This is a genomic window from Gallaecimonas mangrovi, from assembly GCF_003367375.1.
GTDB classification, from domain to species: Bacteria; Pseudomonadota; Gammaproteobacteria; order Enterobacterales; family Gallaecimonadaceae; genus Gallaecimonas; species Gallaecimonas mangrovi.
In genome coordinates this window covers 3,031,378-3,052,771 of sequence record NZ_CP031416.1, presented here as the reverse complement: position 1 = coordinate 3,052,771, position 21,394 = coordinate 3,031,378, and the positions used below count along the sequence as shown (strand labels likewise).

The following is a 21,394-nucleotide window of genomic DNA, read 5'->3' as shown; positions in this document are numbered from 1 at the left end:
AGCCGGGACTTGCCCGGCGGGCGAGTTACTTTCTTGCTTGGCCAAGAAAGTAACCAAAGAAGGCCACCCGGCGTTACGCGCTGTCCGACCTTCTAGTCGTTTGCCGCTGACCTCTCCACACGCGCTCCCGGCGCGTCTTCCGCTCTTTCGGCATCCATGCCTCAAGTCAGCTCCCACTCCCGCCAGTTCGGCGCTCCACTTAAAGGGGCCCCAAGAGCGTTGGCTTCGTTAGGGTAAATTATGTAGATGTAGAGTGTGTGGGTGTCCGATAAAGCGGGTGAAGTCCAAGTCCTTGTTGATTGGATTGTTAGCAAGATTTACATTTCCCAGCCGATAGAAATACTAAACCAACCTTCACCTTCATGTTGCCAGTCTTGATCTCCAATTCTATCTTGGCCATAAACAATACCTATATTTACGCTATCCCAGTTTTTTATCAAAATTCCAGTAGCCCATGAAAATCCTGATTTTGAATCTGTTTTAGTAGTTCCATCTTCAGCCTCTGATAAAACCGAAACTTGAGTTAATCCGGCAGATAGAAATGGCGTAAAAGTTACATAAGTGTCACTTAAATTAAAAAAGTTGGTTTCAATACCCCAGCCAGCGTAATACCCTACAGTAGCATCACCTCCAATGCTTTTATCATCTAATCGATATTTAAAAGGCACAATTAATGGCCCACTAACAAGTCCACCAAAGCTTTGTTGGACTCTATTTTCGACAGGAACACCATTTACTTCATCTTTACTTAGATAATAAATATCACCTTTAATAACATCTGAATTCTTATATTCAGTGGTTACTTTAAGTGTTCTCTTTTGGGGAGGTAATATTTCACCGTATTGATAAATATTCATAAATTTTATAGCGTATTTATCTTTGTCATCATTATCAAGAATAACAAATTTGGATTGAGCTCCTACCTTTAACCCATTATTTTTTCCATCTGATACTACTAAGTTTGTTCTTGCTCTATAGGACTTATCTTTGATCAGCTCTGCCGCTTGAGAACTATAAGAAATTAAGGTTACTACAATTATTAATATTAACTTTTTCATTTTAAAACTCCATTTTGATTTTTTGTTCCGCAGACTACAAACTTCCTGAAGAGGTGGATTATCTTACTAACAGTTTTATTAGCGAGCTCGCTCGCTTTAACTCATCAGAACAGTTGTTATTTATTTCGCTAACAAACTGATATTCATGTTGATTGTCTACTCATAGAGTTTCTTTGGCTCGGTAAAACTGAGCGGTCTCATTTTTATGCGAGCTATATGCTCGTTATCATCACATTGGATAAAACGCGTAAAGTAATGTCTGCCGCTAACACTGTTCTTATTGCCCGTTAAGTGCAGCGCCTTACCACGCCGGGGCGAGGTTGCGCATCAAAGCGCTGCTTTGATGCTGCTGAGCGCGAGTGCAGGGCGTGCGAGCCGGAATGAACCTCCACGGAAGGCTAGCCACACTGGATTCAATCAAAGATACCCATAAGGACATTGCGACAAATTTGCCAGGAGTAAATTTGAATATCGGCGCTTGCGACGATAGCCCGCTAGGGCGAGGACCATGGATGGTCCGAGTAAACAAAAGTAGAGCGCCTGCCGGTGCGCGAATCGGCGTATAAAGGAGCAATTGGTTGAAATGAAAAGTTAACTAATTTATTAATTATCAATTGGTTATAGGTGTTTTTGGGTGGGCCGTAAATTACGCTACCGCCCTTGAGTGTGGTTCTCAATGTCCCATCCTTGGGCACCAAGACTGCTATTGAAAGGCCGCCTTTTGAGACTTGCGGCTCCTTACCGGGCATCTTGGCACTGTAACCAAACCACTCCATTGGTTTGTAAATAAATCGTTAAATCTTTTTTAGAGTAGACAAGGCATTTAGGGTTTGCTTACGAATGATAATGCTGTTTTGTGATCTGCTGCACGTTAGTGGTTAAGGAGGGGCGCACTAGGATGGGTTTAGTGATGGGTGAGCTTAGGCGTGATGTGGAAGGAGGTTTGCGAAAAGGGCTGAGTGAGAACTCGCAGAAAAAGAAAAAGCCCATTGAGGGCTTTTTCTTTTTTGGGAGGCATTGGTGACGTGAGTCATACTGTTTTCAAGCTGCTTTATAAAGCCGGGACTCGCCCGGCGGGCGAGTTACTTTCTTGCTTGGACAAGAAAGTAATCAAAGAAGGCCACCCGGTGTTACGCGCTGTCCGACCTTCTGGTCGTTTGCCACTGACCGCTCCACACGCGCTCCCGGCGCGTCTTCCGCTCTTTCGGCATCCATGCCTCAAGTCAGCTCCCACTCCCGCCAGTTCGGCGCTCCACTTAAAGGGGCCCAATAGCGTTGGCTTCGTTAGGGTAAATTATCTAGATGTAGAGTTTGTGGGGGCGTTGTTTCCCAAATCCACTGAACCATTCTGTTTGACCGTGATCCGCTCCCCGACGTATCGCAGGGGAACAACCGATGGGCCAGGCCAAACATCCAATCCGTAACTGGGCTGAGTACAACCGCGCTTTGATCAACTGGGCTTCACTGCACTTTTGGATGGATAAGACCGCCATCGCTACCTGGTATTGCCCACAACACCACGGCAAGCGGGGTCGGGGCTTTGAGTACAGCGACACCGCCATCGAAACCGCCTTGATGCTCAAGGCGCTGTTCAAACTGCCCTTGCGGGCCTTGGAAGGCTTTATCAATTCCTTGTTTCAGTTGATGAAACTGCCGCTGACCTCTCCCAGTTACAGCTGCATCAGCAAGCGCGCCAAGACGGTCAACATCCACTACCGTCTGCCAAGCAAAGGGGCTGTGGCCCACTTGGTTATCGATGCCACTGGCCTTAAGGTTTTTGGCGAAGGCGAATGGAAACAACGTAAATACGGCCAGGAGCAGCGGCGGGTGTGGCGCAAGCTGCACCTGGCGGTGGACGCCCAAACCCATGAAGCGATTGGTGCGCAAGTGAGCTTGGAAAGCGTGGGCGACAGCGAGGTATTGCCTAGCCTGTTAAACCCGCTGCGCCGCCGACTCCACCAGGTAAGCGCCGATGGGGCTTACGACAGCAAAGCCTGCCACCAGCTTCTGCAAAAGAAGGGCGCTAAGCCAACCATACCGCCGCGCAAAACGGCGGGGTATTGGGAACCAGGGCATCCACGAAACGACGCGGTAGCGGCACTGAAAGCCGGGCAACTGGCGGAGTGGAAAAGGGAAAGCGGTTATCACCAACGGTCAAAAGCGGAAACGGCGATGTCGCGATACAAGCAGCTCATCAGCCCAAAGCTCAGCCTTCGCAGTTACAACGGCCAGGTTGCCGAAGCCCTGGCTGGGGTGAAGGTGATGAACAAAATGCTGACCTTAGGCATGCCGGTTCGCCAGGCGGTCAGCTAAGGGCAGCCAGCCCTTTAGGGGCTTGCGGTTCCTTGTTGGATTTAGGAAACAACGCCGTTTGTGGGTGATGTGATGGACGCCCCTCCGTTCGGCGTCAAAGCGCCACAATGAGGATGTAAGCCACTCATCTGAAGGAGCGTCCATCATGAATACTACGATCGCTGGTATCGATTTAGCCAAAACAACCTTTCAACTTTGCGTGCTTGATAAAGCAAAAGTCCTATACAACCGCCCGGTCAAACGCGCTTTGCTGTTAGATCTTATCAGGCAGCTACCCCCTGATACCCTCATCGCGATGGAGGCCTGTGCCACCGCCCATTATTGGGGCAGGCTTATCACCGAGCTGGGGTTTACGGTGCGGCTTATTCCCGCCCAGCACGTCAAGGTCTTCTGCCGGTCTCAGAAAAATGATGCCACGGATGCCCTGGCGATTTGCGAAGCCGCGCTACGCCCCAACTTGCATTGTGTGCCGGTCAAAACCGTCACCCAACAAGACATCAAAGCCCTGCGCTCAGTGCGGCAACGGTATGTGACACAACGCACTGCAACGGCTAACCAGCTCCGCGGCTTAGCCGCTGAATACGGTGTGACATTTAGCTTGAGCCTGGCCAAATTGCGCCTCGAACTACCGGAGGCCTTGGATAACGCCGACAATGCGCTGTCCCCTGTGCTTCGCACGTTACTGCGCAGCTGCCTGAGTGAATTACGGGCCCTTGATAGCAAGATAACGGCACTTGAACAGCAACTCCGTGAGCTCTGTAAGGCCTTACCGGCCTACCAAGCCCTGCTCACGGTACCGGGGTTTGGCCCTATTATCGCCGCCGCTCTGGTGAGCGAAGTCGGGCGCGGCGAGCAATTTGCCAATGGCCGCCAATTTGCGGCCTGGAATGGCCTGGTACCACGCCAACACAGCTCAGGCGGTAAGTCGGTGCTGATGGGTATCACTAAAAATGGCGGCCGCGAACTGCGCACGCTGCTTATTCACGGTGCTCGCGCTGTTTTACGCTTTGCTCAGCGGCGCCATGATGCCCTGGGCCACTGGCTGCGCGGGTTAATTGAGCGCCGCGGCAAACACAAGGCGGTGGTCGCCCTGGCCAACAAACTGGCCCGAATAGGCTGGAAAGTGCTGCGTGATGAAACCCCTTTTATTGCCGGTAAAAGCAACCTGGCAGCATAAGGGAAGACGGCACAACAAAGAGCATTGCAAGACCCTCACCCGTTGAGTTTGCAACACCTGATGATAAACGGTTAACCGGTTTCGCCAGAGCCTGATAAAGGACCAGTGCCTTAGAGGCCGAGTGGGTGTAAAGGCGGCGGAATTCGGAACACATTAAGGCGCAGTGCCAACCTTTGGCGCTACAACGACGCCGGATATATGTCCGCAAACCGCTTTTCATCGACAGTTGCAAAATACGGGGCGTCCATATATGTCTATTAAAGCGGGTGAAGTCCAGTCCCTTTTAATTTCTGATTGTTAGGCATTTACTTATACCTACCCCTTTTCGATTTTATTACTTCTACGACATTATCGTGTTTTGAGCCAGAGATTAAATCTTTGAGGTGAAGAACGCCATCGCTAGAATATTGCACATGAACTCTCCAGCCTGAAATTTTATCCACATCGGCCCTATAAACAGCTTGCTTAACTCCAGTAACCTTATGTAGCCGAGTAACTGGAAACTCCCTTTTTTTGTGGCATTCATTGTTTTCTAACTCGGCCAGAGCCTCTAAAAACTTGAGACGATGTTTTTCATCTGGAAGGTTTTTTTGTGCATCGAAGATTACTCCAAATTTATCCAGGATAGACTTGATTTCAGCCATTATCGCTCTCCCCGGATCGTAGCTGCTGATAAAGTGATTCAGCGATAGACTTAAACGCGCGCTCCATATCATCATGCTTCACAACTCGAAACAGCGTGACGATTTTTTGATCAAAAAGAGGGTCTTCCTCAATTGTTAGAATCACTCGTATTTGAGGTGAAACTCGAAGAACATAAAGGCTTGAATCCAATCCATCTGGCATATTCAATTTATGAGGGCGATAGACGTGTTGGGTTGAGACATCAAGCGCAGTATCAAATGTTGCCGCATATCTATCAATTGCAACTACAACTCGATCCTTTTCTTTCGGTGCTAGTTTCTTAAGATCCTGTTCAAAAGATCGTGTAATATCGAATTTCATTTCCATGGTCACGGATTTTCCGTATGCCTAACGCCCGCTTATGGGGCGCGAAAAAGTTTGGCTAAAATTAAGGAACGAAGTGACGCAAGCCAAGCTTTTTGCGTCCCATCATGAAGCGTTTGTTAACTTTCTTCTGCTGTGACCTGTCCACCGATAAGACCTAAAATAGCGCCAAAACCAGCTTGCCACCCAAAACTTGCCATACTGTATAAATTTTGCTGCATCACTGGAATTTTTTCTGCTTCAATAGCTCCATTACCCCAAAAAGCTAAAGCAAATACGCATAGCAAACAAAAACAGGTTATAACAACTACTGTAATAAAGATGATGTTCACCCGATAAAACGGACACGCAGTTGTTATTAAGCGGCTTGCTCGTACTGTATCGGTGATACGTAATCGAGGCTACTGTGTAGCCGCACCTTGTTGTAAAAATGCTGGATGTAATGGCCTACCTGTTGGCGCAGTGACGCCACCGTACCGAAGTGATTGTCGTGTATCAGTTCGGCTTTGAGCGTCTTAAAGAACGACTCCACTTCTGCATTATCCGTGCATTGCCCTGGGCGGTTCATGCTATGGCGAATACCATATCGATTGAGCCATTTCTGCATCACTTTCGCCGGAATTCAATGCCCTGTCGGTGTGCAGTATCAATCCTGGCTTGGGCTTACGCTGCTTGATGGCTTTATAAAGCGCGACCGTGCTCAGTTCGGCGTTGAGCTTTTCATGCAGCGCCCAGCCGATGATTTTCCGTGACCACAGGTCCACGATAACCGCTAAAAACACATGGCGGCGGCCAAAGCGGATGTAGGTAACATCACTGGACCACTGCTGGTTTGGGCCGCTCGCTTTGGGATAGCCAGGCGATGGTTCGGCAGCACTTTCAGTTCTGCACGGCGCTTGTTCATCCGCCGGTAAACCCGCTCCACACGGGCTTTTAGCCCCGCTTCACGCATCAGCCTTGCCACCCGTTTAGCGCCAACCCGAATACCCTCCAAGCGCAAGGCACGATGGATTTTCGGGCTGCCATAGCGTTGCTTTGCCTTCTCAAATAGGCGGCGGATAGCCGTTAGCAAAGCGTCGTCTTGTTGCTGACGTTGGCTTGGTTGGCGCTTGAGCCAGTCGTAGTAGCCACTGCGCGAGACCTTCAGCCTGGCACACAGCGCTTTTACCGGGATTTGCCCTTGCTGGCGTTGGATGAAGCGATACCGCTGCGTTGTTCCTCCGCCTGGAAACGTTGCCACTTTTTTAGGATGTCGTTCTCCATCTCCAGCTCGGCAATGCGCTTCTTGAGCTGTTTCACTTCATCCTGCTCTTTGAGCTTGCCTTCGGGCTTCGGGGTCTTGCTGGCCATGCCGTACTTACCTTCACGGGATTCTTTGCGCCAACGAGACAACATGAAGGGGTGAATGTCCAGCGCCTCGGCCACTTCCTTGACGCTGCGGTGTGGCTCATGGCTCCACTGCACGGCCTTCTTCTTGAACTCAAGGCTGTACTGCTGGGTACGTTTTCCGGTCTTGTAAGCGGGCATCAATGACCTCTTTGTCAGTTATTGATGCGTGTCCGATAAACCGGGTGAGGTCCACGACCGACTACAGCGGTTTGTTAGGTGCCTTTCGCAATTCTTGAAAGCTGAATTTCTACATAGTCTATTAGACCTTCTTCGTAGTCTTGCATTGTTGCTTTGTTTATTAAATTAAGCAAAGGTGACTTAAATGATTCTACTTTCTGAAGATCCATTGATGGAAAAAGGTGACCAACAATATTGCATTTCCAAATGGTGTCACTGCCATTAAGGACATTCTGTATTTCAGTGTTAAAACCTGAATTTAATTTAGAAATCCTCTGGCAAATTGGCTGGAATACTGGCCAATTGCAGTCTTTTAACCACTCTAAAAGTTGAGGCAAGTGTTCAAGGATTTCTTCATCTGAAACAGAGTCTAGGTTCTCAATTGATTTTAAATCATGTTTTGATAAAGGAATCATACTTTGACTGGCACCTAACGCCCAAATAACAGGCTAATAAAGCTTGGCTAAAATTGTGAGCGCAGCGAACCAAGCCAAGCTTTATTAGTCCGCGTTGATTTGCTTGTTATGTTTCGATTATTGCTGGCAAAGATGTTGCGAAATCCTCTACAGCATAGAAATAGTCGAATACATCGTCATTTTCAATATTGGCCTTGGATGCCTCATGAATGATTTCATTTCTAATTGATAACATTTTGAGTATGCATTCCTTTTTATTAACCTGTAGCTTAAGGAGCTTTTCCATATTTTTAAGAACACTTTTCCAAGGTTTTGAAGTGAAACGTTTAGATGCTACACAGGAATAATGATGAATCAATTCTTGTTTGCTGTCATAGTCTAAAACATCTCTAAAATTGATGGTTCCATTAACACCTACATAGCTATACATTTTTTGAGGATAAGAACCAAAGTAACACTTTAAGTAGTCGTTAAGTAAAGCTTCAAAAATAGTTGATGCTATTACTACCATTTGACGCCGATAAACCATTAGCCCATTAAAGGCTTGATCAGAAAACTCTTTAGTATATTTATCAGCTACGGCTTGTAGCTCTTTTTTAGAAAGTTCTTTCCCAGTATTCTCTTTTTCTTGAACGGCAGTTCCTAAAGCAATGCACTTTATTAAGTTACTATTTTCATAGTACTCGGTCATGGCATTACCACAAAATATAGGATCATGAAGCGATGTGTAAGAGTTTATTGCTTCTCTTAACTCACCAATCCATTTGTCCAAATCAAAACTCAATACTGCCTCCAAGAAACATAACGCCCAAAGCAGCGGCGAGCGTTAGCGCGTCCAGCCCGCAGGGCGATGCTGCCTTTGTTTGTTATGTGTTGATGATTACTCATAGATAGTTGCAGCCTGGATTGCATCAGCGAATATCTGCCAGCTAGGAAGCTCTGAATCTGTGTCCAGGTTGAGATTTTTGTAAAGGTTACCAGAACTTTCTAGCCAAGAAGCCATAGCCTCAAGGAAAGATAATGTAGATACATTTTCCCACTTGGAAGTATCCTCAGCGCATAGCCTACCAATAAGAGCGATAAGCTCCTCTTTGCTTCCAATTTTTTCGTAGTCTATTTCCATGCGCCTACTCTGATTGACACATAACAGTTTTATTAGCGAGCGCGCTCGCTTTCACTCATCAGATTAGTTGCTATTTGTTATGCTAACCAACTGATATCCCTATTTATTCTCTACTCATACAGTTTCTTTGACTCGATGAAAACGAGCGGTCTCGTTTTTATGCGAGACATGCGCTCGTTATCATCACATCGGATGAGTTAAATCATATTATTTTTTAGCAACTTATTACTGGTCGTTCCAGTAAAAGCGAGCCTAGCGCGTTGTCACAATGGCCCTGTTGAGATGGGTGCAATAGATAAACTGTATATAAAAACAGTAAGCGTAAGGACACACCTTCTAATCACCCACAACGCCATCGCGACAAATTTGCCAGGAGCAAATTTGAATATCGGCGCTTGCGACGATAGCCCGTTAGGGCGAGGACCATGGATGGTCTGAGTAAACAAAAGTAGGGCGCCTGCCGGGGCGAGTCCCGGCATATAAAGGAACAACAAGGAAGCTAAAAGACTCCATATCGGCAACAAGCTTATGGCAAACATATCAAACCAAAATCCACGCTACCGCCCTTGAGTGTGGTTCCCAATCTCCCTTTCTCATCCTGAGTTGTTACCCATCCGGGAGGCTTTTACCGCTGCCCATTTCGCATTTGTGAAATGCTGACTTTTTAACCCTACCTAACATGTGGCTTTGCGGTAAAACTTTTTATGGATGGCTGTTATTGGTTAACGGCGGTGTGGAATGAGCCTTTTGCTGTTGCTCGCATTTATCGTCTGCCTTTAACTGCATTGGCACTGCCACTGGCAGCAATAAGGTGTCTAACAGCGCACTGAAGGGCAGGTCAATCAGGCTAAAGGTCCCTGCGGTAGTGCTGACACTGCTGTCCTTGGCAACACTGGCTTTAAACATCTCAACGTCGATACGCACGCCGCCATAAAGGTAGGGCACTTGAGTGCAGGGGTTTGGGTCGTCGTTAAAGGCGTAACGCATGGTTGAGGCGCAGCCTTGCATTAGTAAAGGCAGGGCTACGGCAAGGCATTTGATGTGATTCGTCCGTAAAACACAAATAGGCATTATTTAGCATCAGGTAATAACTCTGCTGCCAGATTAACCTTATTGTTGTGTGTTTTTCACGCTTTTCTTCGGTGCAGCCTTTAACGCCCCTGGGGCTAACTTGTCTTTGGCGGGCTGATAGCCCAAAGAGGCGGCTTGCAGCAACAATGCTTGGGCTTTACCGGTATTGGCTTCGACGCCAAGGCCATTTTCATACAGGTTGGCCAAGGCCACCATGGCCGGCGCCGCCGCTAGGTTGCCAGCTTCTGCTGCGGCTTTATACCACTTGCGGGCTTTGGTATAGCTTTTATGAACGCCTTGGCCCTGTTCATACATGCGGCCTAGGTCATATTGGCCGCTGATATCGCCGCGGTCAGCGGCCAGCTTGTAATAGCGCGCCGCTAAACGCTGGTTTGGTTTTTGGCCAATACCTTGTTCGGCGCACCAACCTAAATACCGTGGTGCCCGGTAATCCCCGGCAACGGCCGCTTGCTGAAACCACGACAGTGCTAACGGCAGATCTTTATGGGTTCCTAAGCCTTTAAGGTATTGAATACCAAGGTTAGTCATGGCTTGGCCCTGGCCATTGTCGGCGGCTAGCTGGTTCCATTTTAAGGCTTGGGTGTAGTCGATGGGGCCGTTTACGCCATTGAGATAATCATCCCCAAGTTCGGCCTGCACCTTGATGTCGCCATGTTCGGCTTGATAGGTCAGGCCGCTGCGCGACATCACCGGCGTGTTATTACTGGCGGCGGGCGGCAATAAGGCGCAACTGCTGAGTAAGGACAAAAGTGAGCTGGTGACCAGACAACGAAACAGGTGAGATGCCATCTCTTAAAATCCTTTGCAGACAGGGTTAGCGGGCTCGGTTTTAAGGCGAGTTGCGAACCATTATCACCTTATCATCCTGTCAAAACACCAGCATTTTATAAAACGCGAATAGATAATTTTCTCAACAATTTATTGGGCCTAGCGCCTCTTGTTGCACGGCGGCGCGCGGCAATGTGCGCTAAAACAGCGTTAATAGCGATGAGGCCATGGAAATCGTCAGCACGAAAGGGTAATTTTAGCGGTCAAATTTTCTTGGAGTGCTTTCGCATGTCTTCCCCTTTTTCGGCGCCGCCACCTGTTCTCTGGGAAGATAAAACGGTTTTTCGCCGGGCCTTGTTACGAGTGGTACTGTGGGTGGTTATTTTGGTGGCGGCGGCGTTGGCGCTACTGAATTTTCGCGCTCACGGCTGGAACACCATCGCCATTGTTGAAGTACTGATGGTGTTTTATTGCGCCATGTTTCTTTATCGCCTGCCGGACACCCCTTATTTGCGCGGCTGGTCGGCGTCTTTGCTGATTATCATCAGCGCCACCGTCATTGACAGCATCCTTACCCGTTCCATGCTCAACGACGGCTTTTATTGGCTGCTGGTGATCCCGTCCAGTAGCTTGCTGCTGTTAGGGCTTTTTTGGGGCGGTGTGTTAGCCGGTCTGGTTGGGCTAGTCGGGGTGGTGGCGCTGTTGTGGGTGCAGCCGCCCCATGGCGGCAATATGACGGTAGCGGTGGGGATTAATGCGGCACTGACCTATCTGTCTATCTGGGCTATCAGCCATGTTTATGAGCGTAAGCGCAACCAGATGATGGAGCAGCTAAGGCAAATTGCGTCGCAAGATCCTTTAACCGGCCTGCATAACCGGCTGCACCTCGAAGACGTCTTTGCGCAGCTGTGCCAGCAACATGGCCGCAGCCCTTTCACCTTGATACTGATTGATATCGACCACTTCAAAAGTGTTAACGATAACTTTGGCCATGAAAGCGGCGACGAAGTACTGCGGTATTTTGCCAAGCTGCTAAGCCGCCACACCCGTGAGCAAGACTGGCTGTTTCGGGTGGGCGGTGAAGAGTTTTGTTTGATTTTGCCCCATTGCGACGCTGAAGGGGCAATGCTGGTGGCAGAAAAGCTGCGCAGCACTGTCGCCGAAAGCCCCTTGCTGCTTAATGGCCAAACAATTGATTTTACTGTCAGTATTGGCCTGGCGCAGTGGCGAAAAGACGGCAAAGACTTTGACAGTCTCTACCGCCAGGCGGATATGCGCTTATACCAAGCCAAAAATACTGGCCGTAACACCGTGGTTAGCCACTGACTACGAAATCTCGATTTGATAGCAGAAGTTATCGGCGGCAGAGCGTGACAGCCGGTATTCCAACGGCTGACGGCCATAATCCATGGCTAACCTTTCAATAATGGCAATGGGTGCCCCTTTGGCGATGTCCAGGCGCTTGGCAATATCGTCATTGGCGCTGGCAATGGTCAAGGTTTCACGGGCACTGGCCACCAGTTGCTGGCAACGCTCCTCATAAAACGGGTAGAGCAGGTTACCAAAGGCACTTAGCTCAATATCCATCAGTTCAGCAAAGCGGCTGGCATCCAACCAAATGTCTTCAATAAAAGCCAAACGGCCGCTCAGTAAACGCTGCCTTTCCAAGTGAATAACCTGCTGGCCTTCCGGTAATTGCAAGGCGATGGCCACTTTACTGCTGGCAGGCTCGACACCGCGGGCCATGATATGGCTTTGTGGTACCTCGTAGCTGCCGCTGGCTCCGCGCTGGCGGAAAAAACGAAACAGCGAACTGCCAAAGTTAGGACGCTGAATAAATGTGCCGCGGCCCTGTACCCGCAATAACAGGCCGTCGTTTACCAGGGTATCAACCGCCTTGCGAATGGTACCAATGGCCACACCATACAGTTGTGTTAGTTCGGCTTCGGTGGGAATGGCATGGTCGGGAAGCCATTGGCGATTAGCAATACGCTCGAGCATGTCGTCACGAATACGCTGATAAAGAGGAAGCCGGTTATCCCTTTCTAAAGTGCTTGTATTCATTTAATTATCTAATGATTTAGTGGTCCGCTCACTTGGCCAATCCTACTCCACTCGCGGCCAAAAAGGGCCCCCAAGGTTGACTTTTATACGAAATCGAGGATATTTTGCTTTAAACATATATATGAATAAATGAATTTTGCCTGACGTTCGTGCGCGTCATTAGGGCTTAATTCGAGGGGACTACCATGAAACCTTCTTGCTTAGCGGTCAGCGCTGTTGACTGCCATGCTCACGTGTTTACGCCCAGTCTGCCTATGGTCTCTGGCCGCCGTTATACCCCTGACTACCAAGCGACGGTGCAAGATTACCTGGCCAATCTCGACCAATTTGGCATGTCCCATGGGGTGTTGGTACAACCGAGCTTTTTAGGTACCGATAACCACTACTTAATGGCCGCCGCTGCTACCGTTCCTGACCGGCTCAGGGCCATCGTGGTGGTGGAGCCATCCATCACTGACAACGAACTTGAGCAACTAGATAGCCAAGGCGCTGTTGGCGTCAGGCTGAACTTGATTGGCAAATCTGCCGGTGATTATCAGTCGCCACTTTGGCAAGACTTTTTTAAACGCCTTAAAGCGCGTAACTGGTCACTGCAAATTCAGTGTCATGTGGATGAGCTGGCCAGTTTTCTGCCAAACATTATCGAAAGCGGCGTCAATGTCGTTATCGACCACTTTGGTCGTCCAACCGACGGTATTAACCCTGATAACCCGCTGCATCATGCCTTTTTGGCGCAGTTATCGAGCCCGCAACTGTGGGTGAAACTCTCCGCCAGTTACCGCAATGACCCCGCGCTTTCGCCTAGTGAACGATTGCAACGGGCCAAGCAAATGCACGCGCTCTTGCGCAGTGCTATGGGCGGCTCTGGCCGCTTCTTGTGGGGCAGTGATTGGCCTCACACCCAGTTTGAGGATCAAACCTCATACCAGGAGCAATACCAGGCGATGGACGCCTTATTGAGTAATACAGCAGAAAAAAAACAGGTCTTGGTAGACAATCCAAAGGCCTTGTTCCAACTGGCTTAAAAAGCCAATAAAACAATATAAAAAGGAAACCCTATGTTAAGTCTCATGGTGGTGGCCGCCATCGTCCTGGCAATAGGACTGGGCTATAAAACGCGGATAAACATTGGCTTGTATGCCATCGCGTTTGCCTACTTGATTGGTTGCTTTGTGATGGGTATGAGCCCGAACGAGCTTATCAAACTGTGGCCGCTAAAAATCTTCTTTATCATTTTCTCGGTGTCGCTGTTTTACAGCTTCGCTACCATCAACGGCACCCTGGAAAGGCTGGCGGAACACCTGCTTTACCGGTGTCGCAATGTGCCGCACCTGCTGCCCTTTGCCATTTTCTTTATCGCCACTTTGATTGCTGGCCTGGGTGCTGGCTATTACACCGTACTGGCCTTTATGGCACCGCTGACTCTGCTGATTTGCCAACGTACCGGCATGAGCATGGTGGTGGGCGCCATGTCGGTAAACTACGGCGCGCTGGCGGGGGCCAACTTCGTGGCGAGCCAAAGCGGCATTATTTTCCGCGGTTTGATGACCCATGCTGGCTTGAGTGATGACCAAGCGTTTTTGAACTCAGCCGGTATTTTTGCCAGCACCTTTATAATCCCCATCTTGGTGATCGCGGTGATGGTGTTTACCGGTAAGCAGCGCAAAACCATTAGCCAGTCAGTATTGGATGTGGATACGCCGCGGCCCTTTGATGCGGTGCAAAAGAAAACCCTGTGGTTAACAGTCATCATGATGCTGGTGGTGCTGGTATTCCCCATTGCCCACTTGGTAGCCCCGCACAATGCCGCCGTTACCTTCCTTAACAGCAAAATTAATATCGGCCTTATCGCCAGTATCTTCTCGGTTATCGCCTTGGTGATGAAACTGGGTGACGAGCGCAAAGCCATTGCTTCCTTGCCTTGGCCCACCATCATTATGATTTGTGGTGTTGGCATGCTGATCTCGGTTGCCATTCACGCTGGCGCCATTAAAGCCTTGGGTTCCTGGATTGGCACCTCTATTCCGGTGTATTTGGTGCCTATCGTGTTCGGTATTGTCGGCGCCTTTATGTCGCTTTTTGCCAGCACCCTGGGGGTGGTTACCCCGGCTCTGTTCCCCTTGGTGCCTGGTATTGCCCAGTCGCTGCATATCGACCCGATGATCATCTTCATCAGTATCGTGGTGGGTGCGCAGGCAACCTCTATCTCGCCCTTTTCATCGGGCGGCAGCTTGGTTCTGGCGGCGTGTAGCAGCGAAGAAAAACGCCAGGCTCTGTTTCCGCAAATGTTATTTAAAGCCGCTCCCATTGGCTTTGCAGCAGCGCTGCTTTTTAACGTCGCTTTGACGTTTTTGTTCTGACCTTCTTGGCAACGTGTGCTTGCTCAACGTTGTGATTCTGGCCAGCCTCGTGCTGGCCTTTTTTTTAAATAACCTTCTTAGCATCCTTAATGCTTACTACAGCCTGAACGCCAAGTTCTTGTGTAACGTCTACACTGCTATCAGTAGGGGCACCTAAGACTTTGTTCGCAGAGGAAAAGCCGTAGGTGGGGCATTCAAGGACGTGAGGAAAGGATATGCAGTGGATAAAGGATCAGTCCGTCGCCATTAAAATTGTGCTGCTGGTTGGCATAGTGCTGATGATCACCATTATTATTTCGGCCTTCAGCATGGCGAAAATGGGCAAAATAGCACGGGACATCAAGGGTATCGCGCATGAAACTATTCCCCTGGTGCAGCTCACCAGCCACATTACTGTTAAGCAAATTCAAAGCGCGACCTTGCTGGAACAGTCCTACCGGGCGTTAAAGATCCCCACTACTGGCCAAGAAGACGATGTGCCGCAAATACTTAGCCGTTACAAAACCATGCTCACCGACTTTGACCGTAATATCGGTAATGCCGAGCAACTGTTAAAAACCGCCATTAACCACAGTTTGTCTGACCAGCTTGAAGGTAAAGAACAGCAGCTCTTTAGCCAATTACAGCTGATTGTTGAGCACCACGATGCATTTGAAAAAGACGCCTTCGCCTTTATCGACAAAATCAAAAGTGGGGTTGAGCCAGCGTCATTGAGATCGGAGGCAACGCTGCTTGAGCAGCGCCAGCAAGGCCTTAATAAAGAGCTGGTCGCTTATATTGATAAAATTCAAAGCATTGGCGAAGCGGTAGCAATGAATGCCGAGGCCGATGAGCGCCATGCGCTTTGGCAAAGCATTCTTCTCACCTCGATTGCTTTGTTGGTGGGCATTATTACCAGCGTGGTGATTAGCCGGCAAATTGTCACTTATGTGGCGAAGGCACGGGAAGTGGCAGAACAAATGGCCAGCGGTAACTTTGATGTGGATATTGAAGTGAACCGTAAAGACGAACTCGGCAAGTTATTGCTGTGCATGAACCAAATGGCTAATTCCTTAAGCCGTATGGTGTCTACCATCATGGGCCATTCTGGGCAGATGGCACAATCTGCCGACCACTTATCGCAAATGGCCCGCAAAAATCGCCAAGCGGTTAATCAGCAACAGCAAAATACCGAACAGGCCTCCAGTGCCATTCACCAAATGTCGGTAACCATTTCGCAAGTGGCGAAAAACGCCCAAGATACTCTGCACAGTTCCAATCAGGCCTCCGGCGCCATTCGCCAGGGCAGCCACACCATGGACAAAACCCAGCGGCTTTCAGAAGCGGCGGTGGCCAGCACCGACCAATCCCGGGAAATGATTGACGAGCTGCGCACCAGCACCGACAAAATCAAAGAGTTTATTAACATCGTTAATGGCATTGCCGAACAAACCAATCTGCTGGCACTGAATGCCGCCATTGAAGCGGCCAGGGCTGGCGAACAAGGCCGTGGCTTTGCGGTGGTGGCGGATGAAGTACGGGCGCTGGCGTCCCGTAGCCAGGATGCAACCAAGGAAATTCAGGAACTTATTGCCAATTTGGTAGGCAATGCCAGTAGCGCGGTGGATGTGATTTATCAAAGCAGCGAGAAAATCATGGAGACCTCTCGCCACATTAATCTGGCCAAGGATGAGCTTTCCAGCGGTTTTGAGGCACTGAACAACCTTAATGATGCCAATGCCTTGATGGCTACCGCCAGTGAACAGCAATCGGCTGCCGCCGACGAAATTAGCCGCAGTGTGGTGGACATTCGTGACGCTGGGCAAATTGTACTGGCCAGCACCACCGACACCGAAGCTGCCTGCGATGACCTAAACCGCCAGGCCCTGGAACTGAAAACCTTAATGAGCCAGTTTAAGGTGAAAGCCCGCCTTGGCTAGCGTGCCAGCCATTCAGGATGTTAACCCCGGTATTTAAGGAGGAATGTGGGTTAACATCCTTCATTATCCATTTGTTTTTAAAGTGATTTAAGGCTTCTGCTGATTAACTATGTCGCCCCTTTTAGCTTTGGTAGCGTGAATAGACAGCACTGGTGCCCGGCACCAGTTTCATCATGTCTGTTCACCCAGGAGCGACCATGTCTATTGATAGTCTTGCCCATCAGTTTATTACCACCCAAGACGGTACTCGCATTGCTTATAAGGATTGGGGCCAAGGCCAGCCTATTGTCTTTTCCCATGGCTGGCCTTTGGCCGGTGATGCCTGGGATGCGCAAATGCTGTTTTTTGGCCTCAACGGTTACCGGGTTATTGCCCATGACCGCCGCGGTCATGGCGCCTCATCCCAGCCTTGGGATGGCAACAACATGGACCAATATGCCGATGATCTAGCCGAGCTTATTGCCCATTTAGCGTTAAAAGACGTCATTTTGGTTGGCCATTCCACCGGCGGCGGTGAAATTGCCCATTATGTTGGCCGCCATGGCAGTAGCCGCGTGGCCAAAATGGTGCTGGTTGGCGCCGTGCCGCCGTTGATGCTGAAAACGCCGGCTAACCCCGCCGGTACGCCGCTGGATGTTTTTGACGGTATTCGCCAGGGCACCGCCAGTAACAGGGCCCAGTTCTTTATGGATTTAACGGTGCCTTTTTACGGCTTTAACCGCCAGGACGCTGAGATAAAAGAAGGCCTGCAGCGTTCTTTTTGGTTGATGGGAATGCAAGGCGGTATTAAAGGTGAGTACGACTGTATCCGCGAATTTTCAGAAGTGGACTATAGCGACGATCTTAAGGCCATTGATAAACCCACCTTGGTGATCCACGGTGATGATGACCAGATAGTGCCCATTGCCGCCTCGGCAGAGTTAACCGCAACCTTGGTAAAAGACGCCACCCTTAAAATTTATGAAGGTGGCAGTCACGGTTTGGCGCAGTTGGAACCTGACAAATTTAATAAGGACGTGCTGGCATTTATCCAGGCTTAAGGTTACCGGGCCGCCCTTATTTTTGCTGCCAGGGCGGCCAGGGTTTGGTCATCGGCGCGGTGGCTATCGTGAGACGATAAGTAACCTTCATAGCGCTCAAAAAAGGTGTCTTTCACCGCTTCAATCGCTTGAAACTTGGCATCGTTACCGGTGCCGTGCATAGGGAACAGTTTGCTGTGCAGGTGATCTACACCGTAGCCCTCAAAGAACATGCCGCAGCGCGCGACATCATCAAAGGCTTTATCCAACAGTCTTGCCACTTCTTTGGTGGCCAGCAGCAACGCCGTTAACACCTTGTCGTCTTGTGCAAAGGCATAACTGCCGTGATGCCCTTTCGGGATCACCACGGTAAAGCCAGGGGTGTTAGGAAAAATCGATAAAAATGCTAGGTGGCTTTCGTCTTCCCATACCTTATGGCAGGGCGCTTTACCGGCAACAATATCGCAAAAAATACAGCCCATTTTATGGCGTCTCCTTTACTGTTATTGCGAGCAATCGCCTAGTGCAAATGCGCCCGCATCTGCTTTTGCAAAAACGCCAGGTTATCTGCCTTACCGGCTTTTTTAGCGTACGCTGCGGCGTTATCTCCCAGGCTGTCTTTGGCGTTAATGTCGGCGCCGGCTTTTAACAGCTCGGCCAGCATGGCCACATCGCTGTGTTGGGCGGCGTGCATTAAGGGCGTGCGGTACCAATGGGTAATGGTGTTATCGCATTGGTACTCAATGTCATCCATATCCTGCATCTGGTAGCGGTGATTTACGTCGGCACCAGCGGCCAGTAACTGTGCCACTGCCGCCCTATTTTGATACTCAATGGCGTAAAAGAGCGGGGTTTTACCAAAGCTATTTTGCTGGTTGGGAGCAAAGCCCTTTGCTAACAGCATGGCCAGCAATTTGGGCTTGGTTACCGCTAATGACAAGGGCGATTCACCGCGGCCTTTGGTATTAACTTGCTCAATACTGGCCAGCAGTTGCTGAATAAGGGCCGGTTGTGGGCGGCTAACGAGCAGCCAGCGCAGGCTATTGCGTTTTTGCTGGTCGCGACTTTTGGCAAGGGCTTTTATAAAAGCGTTGCTGTTGCCGTTAATGGCATCCTCGGTGTGAGCAACCAACGGCTCTGGTTGCCAGCGGCCAGAATAGCTACCGGGAAAAGCACCATAGGCCGAGTCTGCGATAACCGCTAGGGCGTTACTGGCATAGGTGGCCGCAGTGCTGGCGTTCACGGCCGCTGTTTGCTGATACCAGGCTGCTAACTGGGGAAGCACAGTTTTTTTCATGTTTTCAAAGCGGTTATAAATGTCGCGGTTAAAGAGACTTTGGTAGCTCCACTGGCGAAAATACCGTTCCTTTAACTGGCTGTTGGCCGCAGACTTCACCGACTGCGGGTAATAACCGAGGCGGGCTAAGTCAAAGCTTTGGTAACGTGCTTGGGCGAAAACAATGGTGCCGGTACAGGCCTGTGGCAAAGCAAAGGGTTCCTGAATAAAGCCCGCTAGCGCTAAAAGGGGCTTGATAAAGGCAAGTGAGGCAAGGCTGTGCGGGCATTGGTAATCAATGCTGTTGGGTGAGGCAGAACCTGAGCCTAAATCCACGTTGCTTTTAAACACTAATGCCGGACTTTGGGCCATTTCCTGACAGCTTATCTGATGGTCACGGTAAGGGTCAGGCATGGTGCCTACGGCAAAATAGGCATAGTTATAGCGTTGCTGCTGCGACCAACTGCCGGATATTTGCACCGGCTTGCCGTCAATGGTTACCAGCAGCCCATCAAACTCTTCTTCGGTTTTTTGGCCGGTGGTGTGGAGCTTGACCTTGTCACCGCTTAGCTGGCCTTCAATCGCAATGGGCTTTTGGTATTTTTGGTAGGCGTAGTGGCCACTCAGCTGGCCATTGGCCGCTTTACTGAGGGTAATGGTGATGGGGGCGTTGGCCACTTGGCCGTTGCCATGGAAAAAGTCCTGAGCACTGGCCAAGCTGGATAGGCCAAACAGCGCTAACAGCAAGTAACGCATGGTGTATTCCCTTACCGCTTCAATGCGGGTGACTTTACCCTAAAGCCCCTGCACTTCACTATAAAAGAATAACAAAATCTAAGGGTTAAGTGCTTACCAGCGCATTGAAACCATAATGCCGCTGGTGCCCCATTTATCGAACCAAGGGCTGATGGCAACGGTGTCGGTAATGTTATGGGTAAAAAACCAGCCAGCGGCGGTACCGATGGCGGCACCTGCAATAACATCTTTCCAATAGTGGCGGTCTGCCTCTACCCGGCCTACCGCCGACAAGGTGGCCACCCCATAGGCCGGTATTCCCCACTGCCAGCCGTTACGAATGGTCAGCGTTGTTGCCGCCGCAAAGGCGGCACTGGCGTGGTTAGAAGGAAAGCTTTGGTTATCGCTGTGGTCGGGGCGCTCTTCGTGCACCAGCTGTTTGGTTACCACGCTGGTGGCGGCAGCGGCACCGATACTAAAGCCCGCTTGGTATAGCCCGTCCCAGTCTTCATTTACCGCTGGCACCAGTAATGCTGTAGCGATGAGACCATTGGTGCCGACATTACTGATGGTTTCCCATGTGTCAGAGCCTGCATGGGCTGCAAAGCTTGCCAGCACAAAGCCAGATGCAAGCAAGGTAGTTTTTATTGTCATGGATGCCAGCAAGTTTATCTTTATGAAAACAAAACATTATTGGCAAAAGATTAATTAATTCTTAACGCTTTGGGGTGGCGGGAAAGCCAGAGTGTGATCGGGTTTGCAAGTTAAAAAGACCGCTGCTCGCCATGGGGTAAAAGCGCAAAAAAACACCGGCCTGAATGCCGGTGTTTTCGCTTTAGCATTCGCTGAAAATGCGTGCCATTGGCCAACGAGATTTGGGGAGCTTTTTATTAAAGTCTTCCTCGCTGTGATAGCCCAGGGCAACAATAACCACGCTGGTGTAGCCTTTTGCATGTAACGCAAATTCTTCGTCAAGCGCCGCCGGGTCAAAACCTTCAATCGGTACCGCATCAATATCTAAGGTGGCGGCGCCAAGCAAAATGGTGCCGACATTGATATACACCTGCTTTTCCATCCAATGCTGGGCATCTTTGTAGACAAAGCGGTGCTGGTTAACGAAAAAGTTGCGGCCTTTTAAACCGCCTGCCTTGGCTTCTGGTGTGGCATAGCGGCCGTCTTGGTCTTCGGTTTCGGTCAGCTCATGAATGTAGTTTTCATCGATGCCGGTTTTGGCGCAGAACACCAATACATGGGATGCGTTCAAAACCTTCGCTTCGTTAAAGGCAAAACCGCCCTGGGTGGCCTTGGCAATGCGGGCTTTGCCTTCATCACTGCTGGCCAAGATAAAGTGCCAGGGTTGTGAGTTCACGCTGGAAGGGGAGAAGCGGGCCAGCTCTTTCAGTAGTGCTACTTTTTCTTCTGGAATTTTCTTTTCTGGATCAAAGGCTTTTGTTGAGTAGCGAGCCTTTGCGTAGTCGGTGATATTCATACTAAAACCTG

Annotated in this window: 25 protein-coding genes; 7 read left to right on the top strand and 18 right to left on the bottom strand. The window is 49.7% G+C overall.

The window, feature by feature from the left end; translation table 11 throughout:
• Positions 1-317: 317 nt before the first annotated feature.
• A complete protein-coding gene (locus DW350_RS14590; RefSeq protein ID WP_115719635.1) occupies positions 318-1,058 on the bottom strand; it encodes a hypothetical protein in 741 nt (246 codons plus the stop codon).
• Between the two features lie 1,395 nt (positions 1,059-2,453).
• On the opposite strand from DW350_RS14590, the gene DW350_RS14585 reads away from it, so the two are divergent.
• Positions 2,454-3,371 carry an IS5 family transposase gene (locus DW350_RS14585; protein WP_115719634.1) on the top strand — a complete coding sequence of 306 codons (918 nt, stop codon included), beginning with the start codon at positions 2,454-2,456 and terminating at the stop codon, positions 3,369-3,371.
• A gap of 145 nt (positions 3,372-3,516) precedes the next feature.
• The gene (locus tag DW350_RS14580) at positions 3,517-4,548 is read left to right on the top strand and encodes an IS110 family RNA-guided transposase (protein ID WP_115719633.1); all 1,032 of its coding nucleotides are present in this window, start codon (positions 3,517-3,519) and stop codon (positions 4,546-4,548) included.
• A gap of 305 nt (positions 4,549-4,853) precedes the next feature.
• Here DW350_RS14580 and DW350_RS14575 read toward each other — a convergent pair whose 3' ends face one another.
• From DW350_RS14575 to DW350_RS14525, 12 genes are all read right to left on the bottom strand, one after another.
• Positions 4,854-5,192, bottom strand: coding sequence for a hypothetical protein (locus tag DW350_RS14575; protein ID WP_115719632.1), 339 nt, complete (start codon positions 5,190-5,192; stop codon positions 4,854-4,856).
• On the bottom strand, positions 5,185-5,565 hold the full coding sequence (locus DW350_RS14570; protein ID WP_152032989.1) for a hypothetical protein: 381 nt from the start codon (positions 5,563-5,565) through the stop codon (positions 5,185-5,187). The genes DW350_RS14575 and DW350_RS14570 overlap by 8 nt, the downstream gene beginning before the upstream one ends.
• 110 nt (positions 5,566-5,675) lie before the next feature.
• Complete coding sequence (locus DW350_RS19465; protein ID WP_152032988.1) at positions 5,676-5,888, bottom strand: hypothetical protein; 213 nt, start codon at positions 5,886-5,888, stop codon at positions 5,676-5,678.
• A 26-nt stretch (positions 5,889-5,914) separates the two neighbouring features.
• Complete coding sequence (locus tag DW350_RS14565; RefSeq protein WP_115718518.1) at positions 5,915-6,163, bottom strand: integrase core domain-containing protein; 249 nt, start codon at positions 6,161-6,163, stop codon at positions 5,915-5,917.
• The gene (locus DW350_RS14560) at positions 6,126-6,338 is read right to left on the bottom strand and encodes a DDE-type integrase/transposase/recombinase (protein ID WP_264296807.1); all 213 of its coding nucleotides are present in this window, start codon (positions 6,336-6,338) and stop codon (positions 6,126-6,128) included. The genes DW350_RS14565 and DW350_RS14560 overlap by 38 nt, the downstream gene beginning before the upstream one ends.
• The gene (locus tag DW350_RS14555; protein WP_115719629.1) at positions 6,329-6,796 is read right to left on the bottom strand and encodes an IS3 family transposase; all 468 of its coding nucleotides are present in this window, start codon (positions 6,794-6,796) and stop codon (positions 6,329-6,331) included. The genes DW350_RS14560 and DW350_RS14555 overlap by 10 nt, the downstream gene beginning before the upstream one ends.
• Entirely contained in the window at positions 6,721-7,083 is a 363-nt protein-coding gene (locus DW350_RS14550; protein ID WP_115718516.1) for a transposase, read from the bottom strand. Before DW350_RS14550 ends, DW350_RS14555 begins: the two co-directional genes overlap by 76 nt.
• A gap of 74 nt (positions 7,084-7,157) precedes the next feature.
• The gene (locus DW350_RS14545; RefSeq protein WP_115719628.1) at positions 7,158-7,538 is read right to left on the bottom strand and encodes a DUF5071 domain-containing protein; all 381 of its coding nucleotides are present in this window, start codon (positions 7,536-7,538) and stop codon (positions 7,158-7,160) included.
• A gap of 106 nt (positions 7,539-7,644) precedes the next feature.
• A complete protein-coding gene (locus DW350_RS14540) occupies positions 7,645-8,322 on the bottom strand; it encodes a HEPN domain-containing protein (RefSeq protein ID WP_115719627.1) in 678 nt (225 codons plus the stop codon).
• 96 nt (positions 8,323-8,418) lie between these two features.
• Positions 8,419-8,661 (bottom strand): DUF7660 family protein, encoded by a 243-nt coding sequence (locus DW350_RS14535; RefSeq protein ID WP_115719626.1) that lies wholly within the window; start codon positions 8,659-8,661, stop codon positions 8,419-8,421.
• 702 nt (positions 8,662-9,363) lie between these two features.
• On the bottom strand, positions 9,364-9,648 hold the full coding sequence (locus tag DW350_RS14530; RefSeq protein WP_192954696.1) for a YceK/YidQ family lipoprotein: 285 nt from the start codon (positions 9,646-9,648) through the stop codon (positions 9,364-9,366).
• A gap of 123 nt (positions 9,649-9,771) precedes the next feature.
• Positions 9,772-10,542 (bottom strand): tetratricopeptide repeat protein, encoded by a 771-nt coding sequence (locus DW350_RS14525; RefSeq protein ID WP_115719624.1) that lies wholly within the window; start codon positions 10,540-10,542, stop codon positions 9,772-9,774.
• 267 nt (positions 10,543-10,809) lie between these two features.
• Between DW350_RS14525 and DW350_RS14520 the strand changes: the two genes are divergently transcribed.
• The gene (locus tag DW350_RS14520) at positions 10,810-11,847 is read left to right on the top strand and encodes a GGDEF domain-containing protein (RefSeq protein ID WP_192954695.1); all 1,038 of its coding nucleotides are present in this window, start codon (positions 10,810-10,812) and stop codon (positions 11,845-11,847) included.
• Here DW350_RS14520 and DW350_RS14515 read toward each other — a convergent pair whose 3' ends face one another.
• Positions 11,848-12,585, bottom strand: coding sequence for a GntR family transcriptional regulator (locus DW350_RS14515; RefSeq protein ID WP_115719622.1), 738 nt, complete (start codon positions 12,583-12,585; stop codon positions 11,848-11,850).
• Positions 12,586-12,770: 185 nt separating this feature from the next.
• Here DW350_RS14515 and DW350_RS14510 point away from each other — a divergent pair, with 185 nt between their 5' ends.
• The 4 genes from DW350_RS14510 (at position 12,771) to DW350_RS14495 (ending at position 17,904) form a co-directional block, all read left to right on the top strand.
• Positions 12,771-13,610, top strand: a complete 840-nt coding sequence (locus DW350_RS14510) for an amidohydrolase family protein (protein WP_115719621.1) — start codon at positions 12,771-12,773, stop codon at positions 13,608-13,610.
• 33 nt (positions 13,611-13,643) lie between these two features.
• On the top strand, positions 13,644-14,945 hold the full coding sequence (locus tag DW350_RS14505) for an SLC13 family permease (RefSeq protein WP_115719620.1): 1,302 nt from the start codon (positions 13,644-13,646) through the stop codon (positions 14,943-14,945).
• Positions 14,946-15,160: 215 nt separating this feature from the next.
• Positions 15,161-16,864 carry a methyl-accepting chemotaxis protein gene (locus tag DW350_RS14500; RefSeq protein WP_115719619.1) on the top strand — a complete coding sequence of 568 codons (1,704 nt, stop codon included), beginning with the start codon at positions 15,161-15,163 and terminating at the stop codon, positions 16,862-16,864.
• Positions 16,865-17,061: 197 nt separating this feature from the next.
• Complete coding sequence (locus DW350_RS14495; protein WP_115719618.1) at positions 17,062-17,904, top strand: alpha/beta fold hydrolase; 843 nt, start codon at positions 17,062-17,064, stop codon at positions 17,902-17,904.
• 2 nt (positions 17,905-17,906) lie between these two features.
• On the opposite strand, the gene DW350_RS14490 is transcribed toward DW350_RS14495, so the two are convergent.
• From DW350_RS14490 to nfsB, 4 genes are all read right to left on the bottom strand, one after another.
• The gene (locus DW350_RS14490; RefSeq protein WP_115719617.1) at positions 17,907-18,365 is read right to left on the bottom strand and encodes an HIT family protein; all 459 of its coding nucleotides are present in this window, start codon (positions 18,363-18,365) and stop codon (positions 17,907-17,909) included.
• A 38-nt stretch (positions 18,366-18,403) separates the two neighbouring features.
• Positions 18,404-19,915, bottom strand: a complete 1,512-nt coding sequence (locus DW350_RS14485; protein ID WP_115719616.1) for an ankyrin repeat domain-containing protein — start codon at positions 19,913-19,915, stop codon at positions 18,404-18,406.
• 93 nt (positions 19,916-20,008) lie between these two features.
• On the bottom strand, positions 20,009-20,548 hold the full coding sequence (locus DW350_RS14480; protein WP_115719615.1) for a phosphatase PAP2 family protein: 540 nt from the start codon (positions 20,546-20,548) through the stop codon (positions 20,009-20,011).
• Between the two features lie 181 nt (positions 20,549-20,729).
• Positions 20,730-21,383: an oxygen-insensitive NAD(P)H nitroreductase gene (gene nfsB, locus DW350_RS14475; RefSeq protein WP_115719614.1), complete on the bottom strand. Its 654-nt coding sequence runs from the start codon at positions 21,381-21,383 to the stop codon at positions 20,730-20,732.
• Positions 21,384-21,394: the final 11 nt, after the last annotated feature.